At 67.4% G+C, this 15,611-nt stretch carries 14 protein-coding genes; 1 reads left to right on the top strand and 13 read right to left on the bottom strand.

All coding sequences use genetic code 11. The annotated features are described in order from the left end of the window. Positions 1 to 227: 227 nt before the first annotated feature. The 12 genes from G6N66_RS04455 to G6N66_RS04400 all read right to left on the bottom strand — a co-directional run bounded on the left by G6N66_RS04455 (position 228) and on the right by G6N66_RS04400 (position 12,968). Positions 228 to 1,238 carry a helix-turn-helix transcriptional regulator gene (locus G6N66_RS04455; protein WP_085231463.1) on the bottom strand — a complete coding sequence of 337 codons (1,011 nt, stop codon included), beginning with the start codon at positions 1,236 to 1,238 and terminating at the stop codon, positions 228 to 230. 23 nt (positions 1,239 to 1,261) lie between these two features. Continuing rightward, complete coding sequence (locus tag G6N66_RS04450) at positions 1,262 to 2,305, bottom strand: AraC family transcriptional regulator (protein ID WP_085231464.1); 1,044 nt, start codon at positions 2,303 to 2,305, stop codon at positions 1,262 to 1,264. A gap of 394 nt (positions 2,306 to 2,699) precedes the next feature. Beyond that, positions 2,700 to 4,460, bottom strand: coding sequence for an MtrAB system accessory lipoprotein LpqB (gene lpqB / locus G6N66_RS04445; protein WP_085231465.1), 1,761 nt, complete (start codon positions 4,458 to 4,460; stop codon positions 2,700 to 2,702). Beyond that, on the bottom strand, positions 4,461 to 6,152 hold the full coding sequence (mtrB, locus tag G6N66_RS04440; protein ID WP_085231466.1) for an MtrAB system histidine kinase MtrB: 1,692 nt from the start codon (positions 6,150 to 6,152) through the stop codon (positions 4,461 to 4,463). It abuts the gene before it with no gap. Positions 6,153 to 6,180: 28 nt separating this feature from the next. Continuing rightward, on the bottom strand, positions 6,181 to 6,867 hold the full coding sequence (mtrA, locus tag G6N66_RS04435; protein ID WP_007168097.1) for a two-component system response regulator MtrA: 687 nt from the start codon (positions 6,865 to 6,867) through the stop codon (positions 6,181 to 6,183). Positions 6,868 to 6,970: 103 nt separating this feature from the next. Further along, positions 6,971 to 7,603 (bottom strand): dTMP kinase, encoded by a 633-nt coding sequence (locus G6N66_RS04430; RefSeq protein WP_085231467.1) that lies wholly within the window; start codon positions 7,601 to 7,603, stop codon positions 6,971 to 6,973. Positions 7,604 to 7,605: 2 nt separating this feature from the next. Next, positions 7,606 to 9,084, bottom strand: coding sequence for an adenosylhomocysteinase (gene ahcY / locus G6N66_RS04425; protein WP_085231564.1), 1,479 nt, complete (start codon positions 9,082 to 9,084; stop codon positions 7,606 to 7,608). A gap of 61 nt (positions 9,085 to 9,145) precedes the next feature. Next, positions 9,146 to 9,745: a TetR family transcriptional regulator AlkX gene (gene alkX / locus G6N66_RS04420; RefSeq protein ID WP_085231565.1), complete on the bottom strand. Its 600-nt coding sequence runs from the start codon at positions 9,743 to 9,745 to the stop codon at positions 9,146 to 9,148. A 26-nt stretch (positions 9,746 to 9,771) separates the two neighbouring features. Next, positions 9,772 to 9,954, bottom strand: coding sequence for a rubredoxin (locus G6N66_RS04415; RefSeq protein ID WP_085161191.1), 183 nt, complete (start codon positions 9,952 to 9,954; stop codon positions 9,772 to 9,774). Beyond that, positions 9,951 to 10,130, bottom strand: a complete 180-nt coding sequence (locus tag G6N66_RS04410; protein ID WP_085231468.1) for a rubredoxin — start codon at positions 10,128 to 10,130, stop codon at positions 9,951 to 9,953. Before G6N66_RS04410 ends, G6N66_RS04415 begins: the two co-directional genes overlap by 4 nt. Beyond that, positions 10,127 to 11,356, bottom strand: a complete 1,230-nt coding sequence (locus tag G6N66_RS04405; protein ID WP_085231469.1) for an alkane 1-monooxygenase — start codon at positions 11,354 to 11,356, stop codon at positions 10,127 to 10,129. Before G6N66_RS04405 ends, G6N66_RS04410 begins: the two co-directional genes overlap by 4 nt. 106 nt (positions 11,357 to 11,462) lie before the next feature. Continuing rightward, positions 11,463 to 12,968, bottom strand: coding sequence for an amino acid permease (locus G6N66_RS04400; RefSeq protein WP_085231470.1), 1,506 nt, complete (start codon positions 12,966 to 12,968; stop codon positions 11,463 to 11,465). A gap of 67 nt (positions 12,969 to 13,035) precedes the next feature. On the opposite strand from G6N66_RS04400, the gene G6N66_RS04395 reads away from it, so the two are divergent. Beyond that, on the top strand, positions 13,036 to 14,394 hold the full coding sequence (locus tag G6N66_RS04395; protein WP_139825068.1) for an FAD-dependent oxidoreductase: 1,359 nt from the start codon (positions 13,036 to 13,038) through the stop codon (positions 14,392 to 14,394). On the opposite strand, the gene manA is transcribed toward G6N66_RS04395, so the two are convergent. After that, positions 14,381 to 15,607, bottom strand: coding sequence for a mannose-6-phosphate isomerase, class I (manA, locus tag G6N66_RS04390; protein WP_085231472.1), 1,227 nt, complete (start codon positions 15,605 to 15,607; stop codon positions 14,381 to 14,383). The genes G6N66_RS04395 and manA overlap by 14 nt on opposite strands. Positions 15,608 to 15,611 lie beyond the last annotated feature (4 nt).

The following is a 15,611-nucleotide window of genomic DNA, read 5'->3' as shown; positions in this document are numbered from 1 at the left end:
TCGAACCAGATTGGATCGCTGTGATGAATAATTCACTATCGCACCAACTTTCGGCGCTGATCGACAAATTTGACATCGGACGGTGAACAACCCGCAGGCGGGGATGGGAATCCTTTGTCGCCGCCGCGCGCATACTGACGTTGACCAGGACCGCGGCGGCGCTCAGCGCGGAGGATGCCGACCACATAAAAACCGATCGCCCTCGTACGTGTGAGGTTGCTGATCGATTAAGCACCACGGCGCAATGTCTGCACCGGCGGCTCGCGGTAGCGTGCGGCGTGTGCAGCAGCGAACCTACCGAGGTTGCTGAAGCCCCAGCGGTAAGCGACCGCAGCGACGGTGGCGGTCGATGGGTCGGATTCGAGCAAGTTCTGGTGGGCTCGGCGCAGCCGGACCTCGCGCACGTATGCCATCGGCGTGGTGCCCAGGTGACGCTGGAAACCGTGCTGGAGCGAACGCACGCTGACACAGCAGCGCGCGGCCAGCGTCGAGACCGTCCACGGTCGGTCCGGCTCGGCCTCGATGACGTCGATAGCCGCGCCGATCGCGCGTGGCGAAGGCTCGGGCGCCTCACCCGCCAAGGTCGTGCGGTATCGGTGATTCGCCATCAGCAAGAGACCACGGACCACGCTCTCGGCGAATGGCATCCCGACCATTGGTTCATGCAGGACACTCTGAGGCCGAAACAGCTGCTCGGTGAACACCGACACCATGGCAACCCAGCTGCGGACGGCTTGGCTCGCGGTTTGGATGATGGGTTCGAAGTCGATCTGGGAAGTTAACGAGCGCCCAAGCGCATCGGCGAGGGCATCTTCGACAGCGTGACGATCGATCATCACCGCCAGCAGACGACCAACGTAACCGTCCACGCCGGCGGTGCCCTCAGGCCGATACACCGCAACTGTGCCAGGCTCCGCGGCGAGGGAAAGACTGCCATCCGTCGCGGCAGACGAACCCGCGACCGGCAGAGTGACGTGATAGTGGGGACGCAATTCGCCCCCGTTCACCCATACGTTGTCGGGAAAATCCACATCCAGCACCGTAATTGGGCCCAACCGACGCATACGATGCGTCATCGAAAACGAGTTTGTGGCTCCGAGTGGCCCGATCTCGGGCCACCAGTAGGCCGATGATTGCATCTGGCTCTTCCGCAACTCGGCGAAGTCGTCCAACGACCGCACCGAAACCCACGCGTTGTCATCGTTAGTCATCGCGGCAGCTGTTGTCTGGTTTGCCATGGCGGGACTCGCTTTCGGCACGGCTACGCAGTCGTGGGGATCATCAGGTTCGTCGCGCGCCGCTGGACCGCTCTGCGGCGCAACGTCTCGGTAGGAGTCTCACGATAACGAGCCGCATGCGCCGCGGCAAACCTGCCGAGGTTGCCGAAGCCCCAGCGGTAGGCAACCGAAGCCACGGTAACCATCGATGGGTCGGACCTCAGCAAAGTTTCGTGGGCCCGGCGCAGTCGGACCTCGCGCAGATATGCCATCGGCGATGTGTCCAGATGGCGCTGGAACCCGTGCTGCAACGTACGGACGCTTATGTGGCTGCGTGCGGCGATCGAGGACAGCGTCAAAGGCAAGTGTGCTTCCTCTTCGATGATGTCGAGGGCGTGACGAATCGCGCGCGGTGCCGCCAGCCGTACGTCGGCGGTCAGGGCGTCGAGGTGGGGATGCTCGGCCGCGAGCAAGAACCCGCGCACCAGGCCGTCGACGAAGGGCAATCCGACGAGCGGTTGGTTCAGCACGCTGTCGGGCCGGAAGAACTGCTCCTTGAACGACACCAACATGTTGATCCAGCTCTGAGTCGGCTCGGCATGGGTCGGCAGCAGGGGCGTGAAGTCGACCTGAGACGTCACCTGCCGACCAAGCGCGTCGCTGAGAGCGTCATCGAGCGCGGACCGGTTGATCTTGAAACAGATGATTCTGCTTCCCGCGTCCCATTGGCCTTTGCCGAGACCCTCCGGCGCGAACACGGCCGCACTCCCCGGACCGCCGATGACAACGCTGTCCGCGTGTTCGACCTCGGTGCGGCCCGCCTGCACCACAATCACGCGATAGCTGCCGCATACTTGACCGCCGTCCATGGGCAGATCGGATCCGACGGCGATTTCGGACAACGTGACCGGACCCATCCGACCCACCCGCTGGGCCAGTGAAAACGAATCGGGATCGGCCAACAGATTCAGGTGTGGTCGGCCGCAGCAGACCCGGGCAAAGTCGTCGAATTCCTTTGCTGCTGTCCATATGTGCGGCTCGGACGCGTCAGCTGTCGGCCCCTTGGTCTTCTGGTCGTCGTTTGCCATCGTCCGTGCGCTTCCTCTCGACACCTGCGCACGCGACGCTAGCGCCGCTGACTTTGCTGCGCTATGCGGCTGGAGGATGTCTGCGCGATCTGGCCAGAGGCGTGCGCGAAGTGGCCAGGGCTCGCCTAAAGCGCCTCACCGGCCTGCGTAGGCGACACGCCATCCTCGTCTTATCACATCGGCTGTGGTCCAGCTCAACGCTGGATTACCTTGAGCCCGTTGACAACCGGGAATCGCACTTGGACCATCCTTGCCGGTTCGAACTATCAGCGCCCGGCGCTGCCAGAAAGGCTCGTTGTGTCTCTGCGAGACTCCAGCCGGCAGCGGCGCGACGGGGCGAACCGATCATGCTGAGCGACGGAGACAGCGGCCTACCGCTTGCTACCAGCCATGCCTAGCCCGGCAGCACCGGCACGGCGCCGGGCACCGTCAGCCCCGCCACCGCCGACCAGCCCTGCTCGTTTTGCGCGACGGACGCCGAATACTGAAGCACCCCTTCCAGACCCGCGACGTACACCGTCGACGGGTTGGCCGCGATCCCCAACAACGGAACCTGCAGACCGCGCGACGGCGCATCGGAGTTCACCCCGTCGAGGTTCACATACGACACCGGGTGCGCGGCGTCGGTGCGGGTGACCACGATGTCGTCGCCGGTCCGCCAGGACAACGACACCACCGAGGTGCCCAGCCCGAAACCGAGGCGCCGCGGGTAGGTCAGGGCGAACTGCCCAGCCTGGGTCTGCTCGACGCTGGCCAGGATCACCTGGCCGCCGATCACCATGGCGGCGCGGGTGCCGTCCCGCGACAGCTGCAGGTCGGTGATCGGCCCGGGGAAGCTGCTGGCCACCGCCGCCGAATCCACCGGGATGCGCGCGGGCTGACCCGAGGCCGGTTCCTGAATCGCCCGCAACACATTGTTGGTGTCGACCACCACCCAGACCGCGTCGTCGAGCGACCAACTGGGCCGCGAAAGGCTGTGTCCGTCGGCGGATTGCACCGCCTCGGCACCGAGATCGCCGATCCACAGCGACGCCGCCATGTCCGGTTCGCCGCGTCGCAACGTCACCACGGACGCCACCTGGCGCCCGCTGCGCGACAGCGCGGCCCCGGTCTGGTCGCCCATGCGACCGAAGGCCCCGGGCACGTTGTTGGCGTGCTGCCCGTCCAACGCGACCAGTGACCCGTTGATCAACGCGTGCAGGCCCGCGCCCGCGCCGTCGGCCACGCCCGGGTCGGTGGCCGCGACATCGGAGGTGGTCCAACCGTCGGCGAACCTGTCGTCCAGCGGTGCGCCGTCGGCGTTGATCACATAGGGTCCCCGGATGTCCGCGCGGGCCAGCGTCCAAATGATCTGCGCCGCAAGCAATTGCCTGCTATGCGGATCGGTGGTGGACAGCTTCTGCAGCTCGATGCGCGCGCCGCCGTAGCCCCGCCCGATCCCGCTCTTGCCGCCGTCGGCGCGGGTCACCGGCCCGCGCAGCCGCAGCGGCGGGGCGAGCAGGTTGCGGACGGTGTGCGCCATTTCCGGTCGCGGACCGGCCAGCAATTTGGAGACCAGCTCGGTGGCCAGCTGATCGTGGTCGGCGACCGCGACGTAGCGCGGATCGGGGACCACGGTCTTGCCGGTCGGGTCGGCGAAGTACAGCGTGTTGCGTTTGTAGGTGGACTGGAACTGTTGCCAGTCCAGGAAAACGCCGTTGGGCAGTTTGTCGATGCGCCAGCCCCCGGACGTCTTGACCAACTCGATCTGTCCGGGGTCGGGCAGCACCCCTTCGGCCGTTACGAACACCCCGACGTCGGACAACGAGCCCAGGATGTCGGCCCGCATGGTCGCCGAAACCCGTTCGGCGCCACGGGTTTCCACGAAGACGACGTGGTCGATCAGCAGGGCGCTGCCGGCGTCGTCCCATGCGTTGGACGCCGACTGGGTGAGGAACTGACGCGCCGCCAGGTGCCGGTTGGCGGGATCGGCTGTGGCCTTGAGGAATTCGCGCAGCAGCACGTCGGGGTCCATGCCCGGGGTGGGTTTGGGCAGGTTCGACGGCGCCGGTCGTTCGACGGTGCCGATGGCCTGCGGGGCCGACGAGCTCGGTATGCCGGCGCAGCCGGCCAGCAGCACGGGCGCCAGCAGCAACGTCAGGAGTTTCCTGCGCATCTACCCGCTCCAGTCGGCGGGCTCGGGCTGGCGTTGACGGTCGCCGTCCGGCGGCGCGGCCGGTTGCGGGGCTGGCTGCGGCACCGGTTGCGGGATTGGCTTCATGGGCAGCGGGCTGGTGGTGACCTTGTGGCCGCGCACCAGCGGCAGCGTCAGCCGGAAGCAGGCGCCCTCGCCCGGCTCGCCCCACGCTTCGAGCCGGCCCTGATGCAGTCGGGCGTCCTCGACGCTGATCGCCAGGCCCAGCCCCGTTCCGCCGGAGCGCCGGACCCGGGACGGGTCCGAGCGCCAGAACCGGCTGAACACCAGCTTCTCCTCGCCGGGCCGCAGCCCCACCCCGAAGTCGCGCACCGTGACCGCGACCGTGTCCTCGTCGGCGGCCATCCGGATCTGCACCGGCTTGTGCTCGGCGTGGTCGATGGCGTTGGCGATCAGGTTGCGCAGGATCCGCTCCACCCGGCGCGGATCGACCTCGGCGATCACCTCTTCGGCGGGCATGTCCACCCGCAACTCGATGCCGGCGTCCTCGGCCAGGTGGCCAACGTTGCCCAGCGCGCTTTGCACCGTGGTGCGCAAATCGACTGCCTCGACGGACAATTCGGCCACGCCGGCGTCGTGCCGCGAGATTTCCAGCAGGTCGTTGAGCAGCGTCTCGAAGCGGTCCAGTTCGTTGACCATCAGCTCGGTGGACCGGCGCAGCGCGGGGTCGAGATCGTCGCTGTGGTCGTAGATCAAATCCGCGGCCATCCGCACGGTGGTCAGCGGCGTGCGCAGCTCGTGGCTGACGTCGGAGGTGAACCGGCGCTGCAGGTTGCCGAACTCCTCGAGCTGGGCGATCTGCCGGGACAGGCTCTCGGCCATGTCGTTGAACGACACCGCCAACCGGGCCATGTCGTCCTCGCCGCGCACCGGCATTCGCTCGGAGAGGTGTCCCTCGGAGAAGCGTTCGGCGATGCGGGAGGCCGACCGCACCGGGCCGACCACCTGACGCGACACCACCACCGCGATGCCGGACAACAGCACCAGCAACACCAGGCCGCCGGTGGCCATCGTGCCCCGCACCAGCGTGACGGTGGCCTGCTCGTTCTTCAGCGGGAAGATGAGGTACAGCTCCAGGTTCGCCACCGGCGACGACGTCGGCGTGCCGACGATCAGCGCCGGCCCGGAGAAGCCCTCGGTGTGCACCGTGGCGTACTGGTAGGCCGCCTGCCCCGCTTTGACGAAGCCGCGCAACGCGTTGGGCACCTGATCGACGGGCCCGGCCGAGCTGGCCGCGCGCGGGCCGTCACCGGGCACCGTTAGCACCGCGTCGAAGGCGCCGGCGAGACCCGCGCCGGAGGCCGGGTCGGTTTTCGACGTCAGCGTGTTGCGGGCCAGCTGCAGGCTGCTATCCAGGGACCGGGTCTCCTCGCCGTTGACGATCCCGCTGACGGTGCTGCGCGCCCGTTCGATCTGCTCGACGGCGGCCTTGACCTTGACGTCGAGCACGCGGTTGGTCAGCTGGCTGGTCAACACGAAGCCGAGCACCAGGATCACGACCAGCGATAGCCCCAGGGTCAGCGCCACGACGCGCAACTGCAGCGATCTGCGCCAGGCGGTCGCCACGGCTCGGCTCACCGCACCCACGGCGCTGGCCATAGGGCCGGTGCGCCCCCAACGACTACGAGTCCGTTGGCGAGAGCCCCACCCCATCAATGGCGGGGCTCTGCATCGTCGCGGATCACGGAGGTCCGGCCTTGTATCCCACTCCTCGAACGGTCAGAACCACGGTCGGGTTCTCGGGGTCTTTTTCGACCTTGGCCCGCAGACGCTGGACGTGCACGTTCACCAGGCGGGTGTCCGCCGGGTGCCGGTATCCCCACACCTGTTCGAGCAGCACATCACGAGTAAACACCTGGCGCGGTTTGCGCGCCAATGCGACCAGCAGGTCGAACTCCAGCGGTGTCAGCGAGATCTGCTCGCCGTTGCGGGTGACCTTGTGCGCCGGCACGTCGATCTCGACGTCGGCGATGGACAGCATCTCGGCCGGCTCGTCGTCGTTGCGGCGCAGCCGGGCCCGCACCCGGGCCACCAGCTCCTTGGGCTTGAACGGCTTCATGATGTAGTCGTCGGCACCCGACTCCAGCCCCAGCACCACGTCCACGGTGTCGGTCTTGGCGGTGAGCATGACGATCGGCACCCCGGAGTCGGCGCGCAACACCCGACAGACGTCGATGCCGTTCATGCCGGGCAGCATCAGGTCCAGCAGCACCAGATCGGGGCGTAGCTCGCGCACCGCGGTCAGGGCTTGCGTGCCGTCGCCGATGACTGCGGTGTCGAAACCCTCCCCGCGCAGCACGATGGTCAGCATCTCGGCCAGCGAAGCGTCGTCGTCGACGACGAGAATCCTTTGCCTCATGGAGTCCATGGTGTCACCAGATCGGGACAAATTCGGCGCACCACACGGGCGTTTCGTGCCCGATAGCGCCAAATCGTGACATTTCTGTGCTAATTGGCCGACTGTTGGCCAACTATTGGCCCGCGAAAGTGGCCGCCAACCGGGCCGCGTCGACGTCGGCGTCGACGACCAGCCATCGCCCGCCCCAACTCGCGGCGGCCAGTCCGGCATACACCGCGCCGGTGCGCCGCTGAAGTCCGTCGTCCCGTTCGTAGGCGTCGCGCGCGCGGTCCGGTTCGCTCTCGGCGCGGCTGCGGGCCCGCTGCCCGGCGAGCTCGGCGGGGACGTCGAGCAGCACCTGCCAATCCGGTCGGGGCAGCCCGAAGCGTTGATACTCCAGCGCGCCCACCCACGCGACCGCCTCCCCCGCCGCGTCCTGATGCAGGCGCGCCGCGGTGTAGGCCGCGTTGGAGGCGACGTAGCGATCCAGGATCACCACGTCGTGCTCACGGCCCAACGCCTCGATCTCGGCGATCGCGCCGGCGCGGTCGAGCGCGAACAGCATCGCCATCGCATGCACCGACGACGCCAAGTCGCCGTGCTGACCGTGCAGCGCCTCGGCCGCGATGTCGGCGGTCGTCGACCGCCCGTACCGCGGGAAAGCCAGGGTGGCCACGGATTTTCCGGACGCCTCGAAGGCGCTGCGCAGCCCGTCGGTCAGCGTGCGCTTGCCGGAACCGTCGACCCCTTCGATCGCGATCAGCACACTCAGTAGCGGTAGTGGTCCGGCTTGTAGGGGCCCTCGACGTCGACACCGAGGTACTCGGCCTGGTCCTTGGTCAGCTTGGTCAGCTTGCCGCCGAGGGCCTCGACGTGGATGCGGGCCACCTTCTCGTCGAGGTGCTTGGGCAGCCGGTACACCTCGTTGTCGTACTCGTCGTTCTTGGTCCACAGCTCGATCTGGGCGATCGTCTGGTTGGCGAAGCTGTTGCTCATCACGAACGACGGGTGGCCGGTGGCGTTGCCCAGGTTGAGCAGCCGGCCCTCGGACAGCACGATGATCGACTTGCCGGTCTCCTTGAACGTCCACAGGTCGACCTGCGGCTTGATGTTGAGCTTCGTCGCACCGGAGCGCTCCAGCGCGGCCATGTCGATCTCGTTGTCGAAGTGGCCGATGTTGCCCAGGATGGCGTGGTCCTTCATCGCCTTCATGTGCTCGAGCGAAATGATGTCCTTGTTGCCGGTCGCGGTGACGACGATGTCGGCCGTGGCGATGCCGTCCTCGACGGTGACCACGTCGAAGCCCTCCATCAGCGCCTGCAGCGCGTTGATCGGGTCGATCTCGGTGACGCTGACCCGGGCGCCCTGACCCTTGGCCGCCTCGGCGCAACCCTTGCCGACGTCGCCGTAGCCGCAGATCAGCACGTTCTTGCCGCCGATCAGCGCGTCGGTGCCGCGGTTGATGCCGTCGATGAGCGAGTGCCGGGTGCCGTATTTGTTGTCGAACTTGGACTTGGTCACCGAGTCGTTGACGTTGATCGCCGGGAAGGCCAGGTCGCCGGCCGCGGCGAATTGGTAGAGCCGCAGCACGCCGGTGGTGGTTTCCTCGGTGACGCCCTTGACCGACTCGGCGATCTTGGTCCACTTCGTCTTGTCGGTCTCGAAGCGGTTGCGCAGTACGCCCAGGAAGACCTTCCACTCGGCGGGGTCGTCGTCCTCGGCGGGCGGGACGACGCCGGCCTTCTCGTACTGCATGCCGCGCAGCACCATCATGGTGGCGTCACCGCCGTCGTCGAGGATCATGTTGGCCGGCTTGTCCGGGTCGGGCCAGGTCAGCATCTGCTCGGCGGCCCACCAGTACTCCTCGAGCGTCTCGCCCTTCCACGCGAACACGGGCACTCCCTTGGGCTCTTCGGGAGTGCCGTGCTTGCCGACGACGACGGCCGCGGCCGCGTGGTCCTGGGTGGAGAAGATGTTGCACGAGGCCCAGCGCACCTCGGCGCCCAGCTCGACCAGCGTCTCGATCAGCACGGCGGTCTGGACCGTCATGTGCAGCGAGCCGGAGATGCGGGCGCCCTTCAGCGGCTGCACTTCGGCGTATTCGCGGCGCAGCGACATCAGGCCGGGCATCTCGTACTCGGCCAGGTCGAGTTCCTTACGGCCGAAATCCGCCAGCGACAGGTCGGCGACCTTGAAATCGATGCCGTTGCGGACGTCGGCGGTGAGCGAACTTTCGGTCGTCGTCATGGGCGGGCTCATCCTTTTACTTAGCCTGGGTATGTTCCGCCGCCACTCTAGTCGGTGCGATTTAAGGCCCGGTGTCGATCACCCCATGGCGCTCCACGAACGGCGCCAACAACCGGGCCAGGTCCGCCGCGACGTCGTGATCGGATTCGGGCGGCATCGACACATAGCTCAGGCACAGCCGCACGATGGCCCGCGCAATCACGCCGGCGTCCTCGTCGCTGATCGCGACCCAGGTCTGGTTGAACGCCGACACCAGTCGCGCCGAGGCGCGGGTGATGATGGGCGCGCTGTCGGTGGTAATGAGCTGCAGCAGATCGGGTTTGGCGACGCCGGTGAGCAGGGAGATCACCAGCGGGTCGGCGGCCGACTCGGCGAAGAACTCGCGAAAACCCTGCAGCAGCGCCGTGTGGATATCGCCGACGTTGGCGTCAACGGTGTCTTTGATGGTGTCGACCAGGCGATCGGCCAGGCGCAGGGCGTAACCCTGCGCCAGGCCCTGCCGCGAACCGAACTCGTTGTAGATCGTCTGCCGGCTGATGCCCGTGGCGCGGGCCACGTCCGCCAGCGTGATCGCCGACCAGTCCCGGGTCAGCAGCAGGTCGCGCATCGCGTCCAACACGGAGTCCCGTAACAGGGCCCGTGAGGCCTCGGCGTAGGGCATCCGCTTCACAGGCGCGACAGTATCGGTCACGGCCGCGCCACTTCCACCATGACGAAGTCCGACTTGGCCGCGCCGCAGTCCGGGCAGCTCCAGTCGTCGGGGATGTCGTCCCAGCGGGTGCCCGGTGCGATGCCGTCCTCGGGCCAGCCCAGCGCCTCGTCGTACTCGAAGCCGCACTGGACGCACTGGAAGAGTTTGTAGTCGCTCATGAGGTTGCTCCCATCGGTATGAAATCGGGCTTCTCGCGCACGGCGCAGTCGGGACAGCACCAGTCGTCGGGAACCTGCTCCCACGGCGTACCCGGCGGAAAGCCTTCGCGCGCTTCGCCTTTGGACTCGTCGTAGACGTACTCGCAGACGGGGCACTGGTACGCCTTTGGGTTCATGCCCCCCTCCCGTGCCGGGCCAGCAGCTTGGCCGCCACGCGTGGCTGCAGGTTGACCCGGGTGATGTCGCCGTCGTAGTGGTCGAGCACCCGGTGGTCCATCACCTTGCGCCACAGCGGGGGGAAGTAGGTCAGCGAGATCATCGACGCGTACCCGCTGGGCAGGTTGGGCGAGCCCGCCATGCTGCGCAGCGTCTGGTAGCGGCGGGTGGGGTTGGCGTGGTGATCGCTGTGCCGCTGCAGGTGGTACAGGAACAGGTTGGTGACGATGTGGTCGGAATTCCAGCTGTGCACCGGCGCGCAGCGCTCGTAGCGGCCGCTAGCGTTCTTCTGCCGCAGCAGCCCGTAGTGCTCGAGGTAGTTGACGGTCTCGAGCAGGCTGAAGCCGAAGACCGCCTGGATGACGACGAACGGGATCAGCGCCGGGCCGAAGACCGCGATCAGCACGCCCCACAGCACCACCGACATCGCCCAGGCGTTGAGCACGTCGTTGGATAAATACGTCTTGGGGTTCCACGGGTTGCGCCCGAGTCGGCGGATGCGCTGCGCCTCCAGGTGCACGGCCGAGCGCAAACTGCCGAAAACGCTGCGGGGCAAGAACTCCCAGAACGTTTCGCCGAAGCGGGCGGACGCCGGGTCTTCGGGGGTGGACACCCGCACGTGGTGACCGCGGTTGTGCTCGATGTAGAAGTGGCCGTAGCAGGTCTGCGCCAGGGTGATCTTGGCCAGCCAGCGTTCCAGCGAGTCCTTCTTGTGTCCCATCTCGTGTGCGGTGTTGATGCCCACCCCGCCGAGCATCCCGACCGAGAGCGCGAGCCCGATCTTGCCGACCCAGCTCAGGCCGCCGCTAAAGCCCAGCCACCCCAAGTTGTCCGCCGTGAACAGGTAGGCGCCGAGGAGCACGCTGAGGTACTGGAACGGGATGTAGATGTAGGTGCAGTAGCGGTAGTACTTGTCGTTTTCCAGCCGCTGCATCACCTCGTCGGGCGGGTTCTGCCCGTCGGGTCCGAAGAACAGGTCGAGCACGGGCAACAGGATGTAGAGCAGGATCGGCCCGATCCACAGCGGTACCTGTGCGGCGCCATGCCAGCCTGCGCGGTTCATGCCCCAGACGATCGGCAGCATGACGAACAACGCCGTCGGGGCGATCAGCCCCATGAGCCACAGGTAGCGCTTCTTGTCGCGCCATTTGGTTGCGGGTGCTTCGCGGGTGAGCTGTGTGGTCATGCGTTGGACAATATATGGCTTTGCGTCTTGTGTCTAGACATAGAGCCATAGTTTGTAAAGCGTCCTAGGCATCGAAACTGCGCTCAGAGCGCAAATTCGTCGATTTTTACGCGCTGGACGCAGTCTCGGTGGCCGAAGAGGGGGCCGCGCGGTCTTGCCGCCGGCCCTGCGCCGAGTGCCGCAGCCCATAGCCCAGGTAGATGGCGGTTCCCACCACCAGCCAGACACCGAAACGCACCCAGGTCAGCGTGGTGAGGTTCAGCATCAGCCAGGCGCAGGCACAGATCGAGGCGATCGGGAGCCAGGGCACGCCTGGAGCCTGGAACCCACGCTCCAGATCGGGCCGGGTGCGGCGCAGCACGATGACCCCGGCGGACACCAAGACGAACGCGAACAGCGTCCCGACGTTGACCATCTCCTCGAGCTTGCTGATCGGGAACAGCGCCGCCGTCGCCGCCACCACCACCGCGACCAGCACGGTGATCCGCACGGGTGTCCCCCGCGCCCCGGTCTTGGCCAGGCCGCGCGGCAACAGCCCGTCGCGCGCCATCGCGAAGAGCACCCGGCACTGCCCGAGCATCAGCACCATCACCACGGTGGTCAGCCCCGCCAGTGCGCCGACCGCGATGATCTTGCTTGCCCAGGTGATCCCGTTGGCCGTGAACGCCGTGGCCAGGTTCGCCGAGCCTCGGCCCCCGACGGTCTTGAGCTGGGTGTAGGAGACCATGCCGGACAGCACCACCGAGACCGCGACGTACAGCACGGTCACGATCGCCAGCGACGCCAGGATCCCCCGGGGGACGTCGCGCTGCGCGTTCTTGGTCTCCTCGGCCATGGTGGCCACGATGTCGAAGCCGATGAACGCGAAGAACACGATCGACGCGCCCGCGAGGACGCCGTACCAGCCGTAATGGCTGCTGTGCGCGCCGGTCAGCAGCGACAACACCGACTGGTTGACGCCCTCGGCGTCGCGGCCGGCTTCCGGCTTGGGAATGAACGGCGAGTAGTTGGCGGACTTGATGTAGAAGGCGCCGACCACCACCACCAGCAGGACCACCGACACCTTGATGGCGGTGATCACCTGGGAGAACCGCGACGACAACTTGGTGCCCAACGCGATCAGCGTCGACACCGCGGCGACGATCAGCAACGCGCCCCAGTCGACCTGCATCGCCCCCAGTTTGACTGTGCCGCCGGCGAATCCGAACACCGTGCCCAAGTAGCTGGACCAGCCCTTGGACACCACGGCCGCGCCGACCGCCAATTCCAGCAGCAGGTTCCAGCCGATGATCCAGGCGATGAATTCACCGAACGTGGCGTAGGAGAAGGTGTAGGCGCTGCCCGCAACCGGCAGCGTCGAGGCGAACTCGGCGTAGCACAGCGCCGCCAGTGCGCAGGTCGCGGCCGCGATCACGAAGGAGATCCAGATCGCCGGGCCGGTGATGTCGCCCGTCGTCGACGCGGTGACGGTGAAGATGCCCGCGCCGATCACCACGGCGACACCGAACACCGCCAAATCCAGCCAGGTCAGGTCCTTGCGCAGCTTGGTGTCCGGCTCGTCGGTGTCGGCGATCGACTGTTCGACCGACTTGGTGCGCCATCGACCGGCCATAGGTCCGCACAGTACTGGGTACTCTGCGGCAATGCCGGTTAGCGCGCGGAACTCGAGCGACCACGCCGTGGTGATCGGAGCCAGCATCGCCGGATTGAGCGCCGCGCGCGTGCTGGCCGACCGCTACGACCGCGTCACCGTCTACGAGCGCGACGAGTTGCCGGACGAACCGGCAAACCGCGCGACGGTGCCGCAGGATCGGCATTTACACATGCTGATGGCCCGGGGAGCGATCGAGTTCGAGAACCTGTTTCCCGGGCTGCTCAAGGACATGGTCGCCGCGGGGGTGCCGATCCTGGAAAACCGGCCGGACTGTATCCACCTGGGCGCCGCGGGGCACGTCCTCGGGACGGGACGCACCCTGCGCGACGAGTTCACCGCCTACGTGCCCAGTCGGCCGCACCTGGAGTGGCAGCTGCGCCGCCGGATCGGCGAGCTCGGCAACGTCGAGATCCAGCGGCGGTCCGTGCAGGAGCCCATCTTCGACGCGGCGCGGCAACGCGTGACCGGCGTGCGGTTGGACATTGGCGATGCCGCGGAAATCGTCGACGCGGACCTCGTCGTCGACGCGGCGGGCCGCGGGACCCGACTGCCGGTGTGGTTGGCGCAGTGGGGGTTTGAGAAACCCGTCGAGCAAACCGTGGACATCGGCATCAACTACGCCACCCAGCAGCTCCGCATCCCGGACGGCCTGATCGCCGAGAAGGTGGTGATCGCCGGCGCCTCCCACGACAAGTCCCTGGGCCTGGGCATGCTGTGCTACGAGGACGGCACCTGGGTGTTGACCACCTTCGGCGTGGCCGGCATCAAGCCACCGGACGCGTTCCCCGGGATGCTGGCGCTGGCCGCCGAGCTGCTGCCGGCCCACCTCAGCGACGCGGTGTCCCGGGCCGAGCCGCTGGGCGACCCGGCGTTCCACGCGTTTCCGGCCAGCAAATGGCGCCGCTACGACAAGCTGGACCGCTTCCCCGCCGGGATCGTCCCCGTCGGTGACGCCGTGGCCAGCTTCAACCCCACCTTCGGGCAGGGCATGACGATGACGGCACTGCAGGCGAGCCATCTGCGGCGCGCGTTGCGGTCCCCGGATGCCGACCTGGCCCGCCAACTCAACCGCGCCACCGCCAAGAGCACCTACCCGGTGTGGATGATGAACGCCATCGGCGACATCACCTTTCACCACGCGGCGGTGGAATCCATTCCCTGGTGGTGGCGGCCGTCCGGCAAGCTGTTCGACCAGTTCCTCGGGGCCGCCGAAACCGAACCCGTGCTGGCCGAATGGTTTCTGCGGCGGTTCTCGCTGCTCGACAGCCTCTACATGGTGCCGCCGCCGCGGATCATCGGCCGCGCCATCGCGCACAATCTGCGGCTGTGGACCAGGGAGCGCACGCGCCGGGTGGCCAACGACCGGGCGGTCACAACCCGATAGTCGCCCGAAACAACTTGGCGGGCTCGGCCGCAACCAGCCGAACCGGGCCGTCGTCGGCCGCCACCCAGGCGGCCATGCCGCGTTCCAGCGTGAGCGACTTGGACTTGGCGTGCACCGTCGTGGCGCCCTCGACGGACAGCAGAATCTGCGGGCCCTCGTGATGCGACGGCGCGTCGACCTCGTGGCCGAGATGGTCGCCGTCGAGCGTGATCAGCGCGGCGGCGAACTCGTCCGTCGGGGTCTCGTAGATCAGCTCCAGCCCCTCGCGGCGGGTGGGTGCGCGCAGCCGCTCCTCGGTGGTCGGGGTGAAGTCCAGCACCCGCAGCAGCTCGGGCACGTCGACGTGTTTGGGGGTAAGGCCGCCGCGTAACACGTTGTCGGAGTTGGCCATTATCTCCACACCGACGCCGCGCAGATAGGCGTGCAGGTTGCCGGCGCTCAGGAAGATGGTGTCGCCGGGGGCCAGGCTGATCCGGTTGAGCAACAGCGCCGCCAGCACCCCGGCATCGCCGGGATAGCGTTCGCCGAGCTCGAGCACCGTCTTGGCCTCGGCCGCGAATTCGCCTGAGCCCGAGCTGATGTACTGGATGGCGCCCTCGAGCACGGCAGGTACCAGGACGTCGATGTCGGGTTGGGGTGCGGTGATCCAGGTGGTGAACAGCGCGCGCAGACCGTCGGCGTCGGACTGGTCGTTGAGCAGATCGATGAACGGGTCCAGGTCGGAGACCGCGAAGGCCCGCAGCAGCTCGATGGTTCGCGACGCCTGACGAAAACCGGCCAGGGCCTCGAACGGCTGCAGCGCCACCAACAGCTCCGGCTTGTGCGACGTGTCCCGGTAGTTGCGGACCGGCGAGTTCACCGGAATGCCCAGGCGCTCCTCCCGCAGGTAGCCCTCCACCGCCTGCTCGGCGCTGGGGTGGGCCTGCAGCGACAGCGGCTCGTCGGCCGCCAGCACCTTGAGCAGGAACGGCAGCACGTCGCCGAACCGGGCCCGGGAGGCGGATCCGAGCTGTCCTTCCGGGTCGGCGCCCAGGGCCGTCAGCAACGACGTCTCGCCCTGCTCGGTCTCCAGAAAGGCCGGGTCGCCCGGGTGCGCGCCGAACCAGAGTTCGGCCTCGGGGTGGGCGGCCGGCACGGGCCGCCCGGTGAACTCGGCCAGTGCGGTGCGCGATCCCCACGCGTATGTCCGCAACGCTCCGCGTAGAAGTTCCACTGTC

The sequence above is a fragment of the Mycobacterium conspicuum genome (assembly GCF_010730195.1).
GTDB lineage: Bacteria > Actinomycetota > Actinomycetes > Mycobacteriales > Mycobacteriaceae > Mycobacterium > Mycobacterium conspicuum.
The sequence above is the reverse complement of the archived record's forward strand: the minus strand, read 5'-3'. Positions and strand labels throughout refer to the sequence as shown.

Coding starts and splice junctions, on each gene's coding strand:
- G6N66_RS04455 (WP_085231463.1), bottom strand. CDS start 1,238: ATGGCAAACCAGACAACAGCTGCCGCGATGACTAACGATGACAACGCG.
- G6N66_RS04450 (WP_085231464.1), bottom strand. CDS start 2,305: ATGGCAAACGACGACCAGAAGACCAAGGGGCCGACAGCTGACGCGTCC.
- lpqB (WP_085231465.1), bottom strand. CDS start 4,460: ATGCGCAGGAAACTCCTGACGTTGCTGCTGGCGCCCGTGCTGCTGGCC.
- mtrB (WP_085231466.1), bottom strand. CDS start 6,152: ATGGGGTGGGGCTCTCGCCAACGGACTCGTAGTCGTTGGGGGCGCACC.
- mtrA (WP_007168097.1), bottom strand. CDS start 6,867: ATGGACTCCATGAGGCAAAGGATTCTCGTCGTCGACGACGACGCTTCG.
- ahcY (WP_085231564.1), bottom strand. CDS start 9,084: ATGACGACGACCGAAAGTTCGCTCACCGCCGACGTCCGCAACGGCATC.
- alkX (WP_085231565.1), bottom strand. CDS start 9,745: ATGCCCTACGCCGAGGCCTCACGGGCCCTGTTACGGGACTCCGTGTTG.
- G6N66_RS04415 (WP_085161191.1), bottom strand. CDS start 9,954: ATGAGCGACTACAAACTCTTCCAGTGCGTCCAGTGCGGCTTCGAGTAC.
- G6N66_RS04410 (WP_085231468.1), bottom strand. CDS start 10,130: ATGAACCCAAAGGCGTACCAGTGCCCCGTCTGCGAGTACGTCTACGAC.
- G6N66_RS04405 (WP_085231469.1), bottom strand. CDS start 11,356: ATGACCACACAGCTCACCCGCGAAGCACCCGCAACCAAATGGCGCGAC.
- G6N66_RS04400 (WP_085231470.1), bottom strand. CDS start 12,968: ATGGCCGGTCGATGGCGCACCAAGTCGGTCGAACAGTCGATCGCCGAC.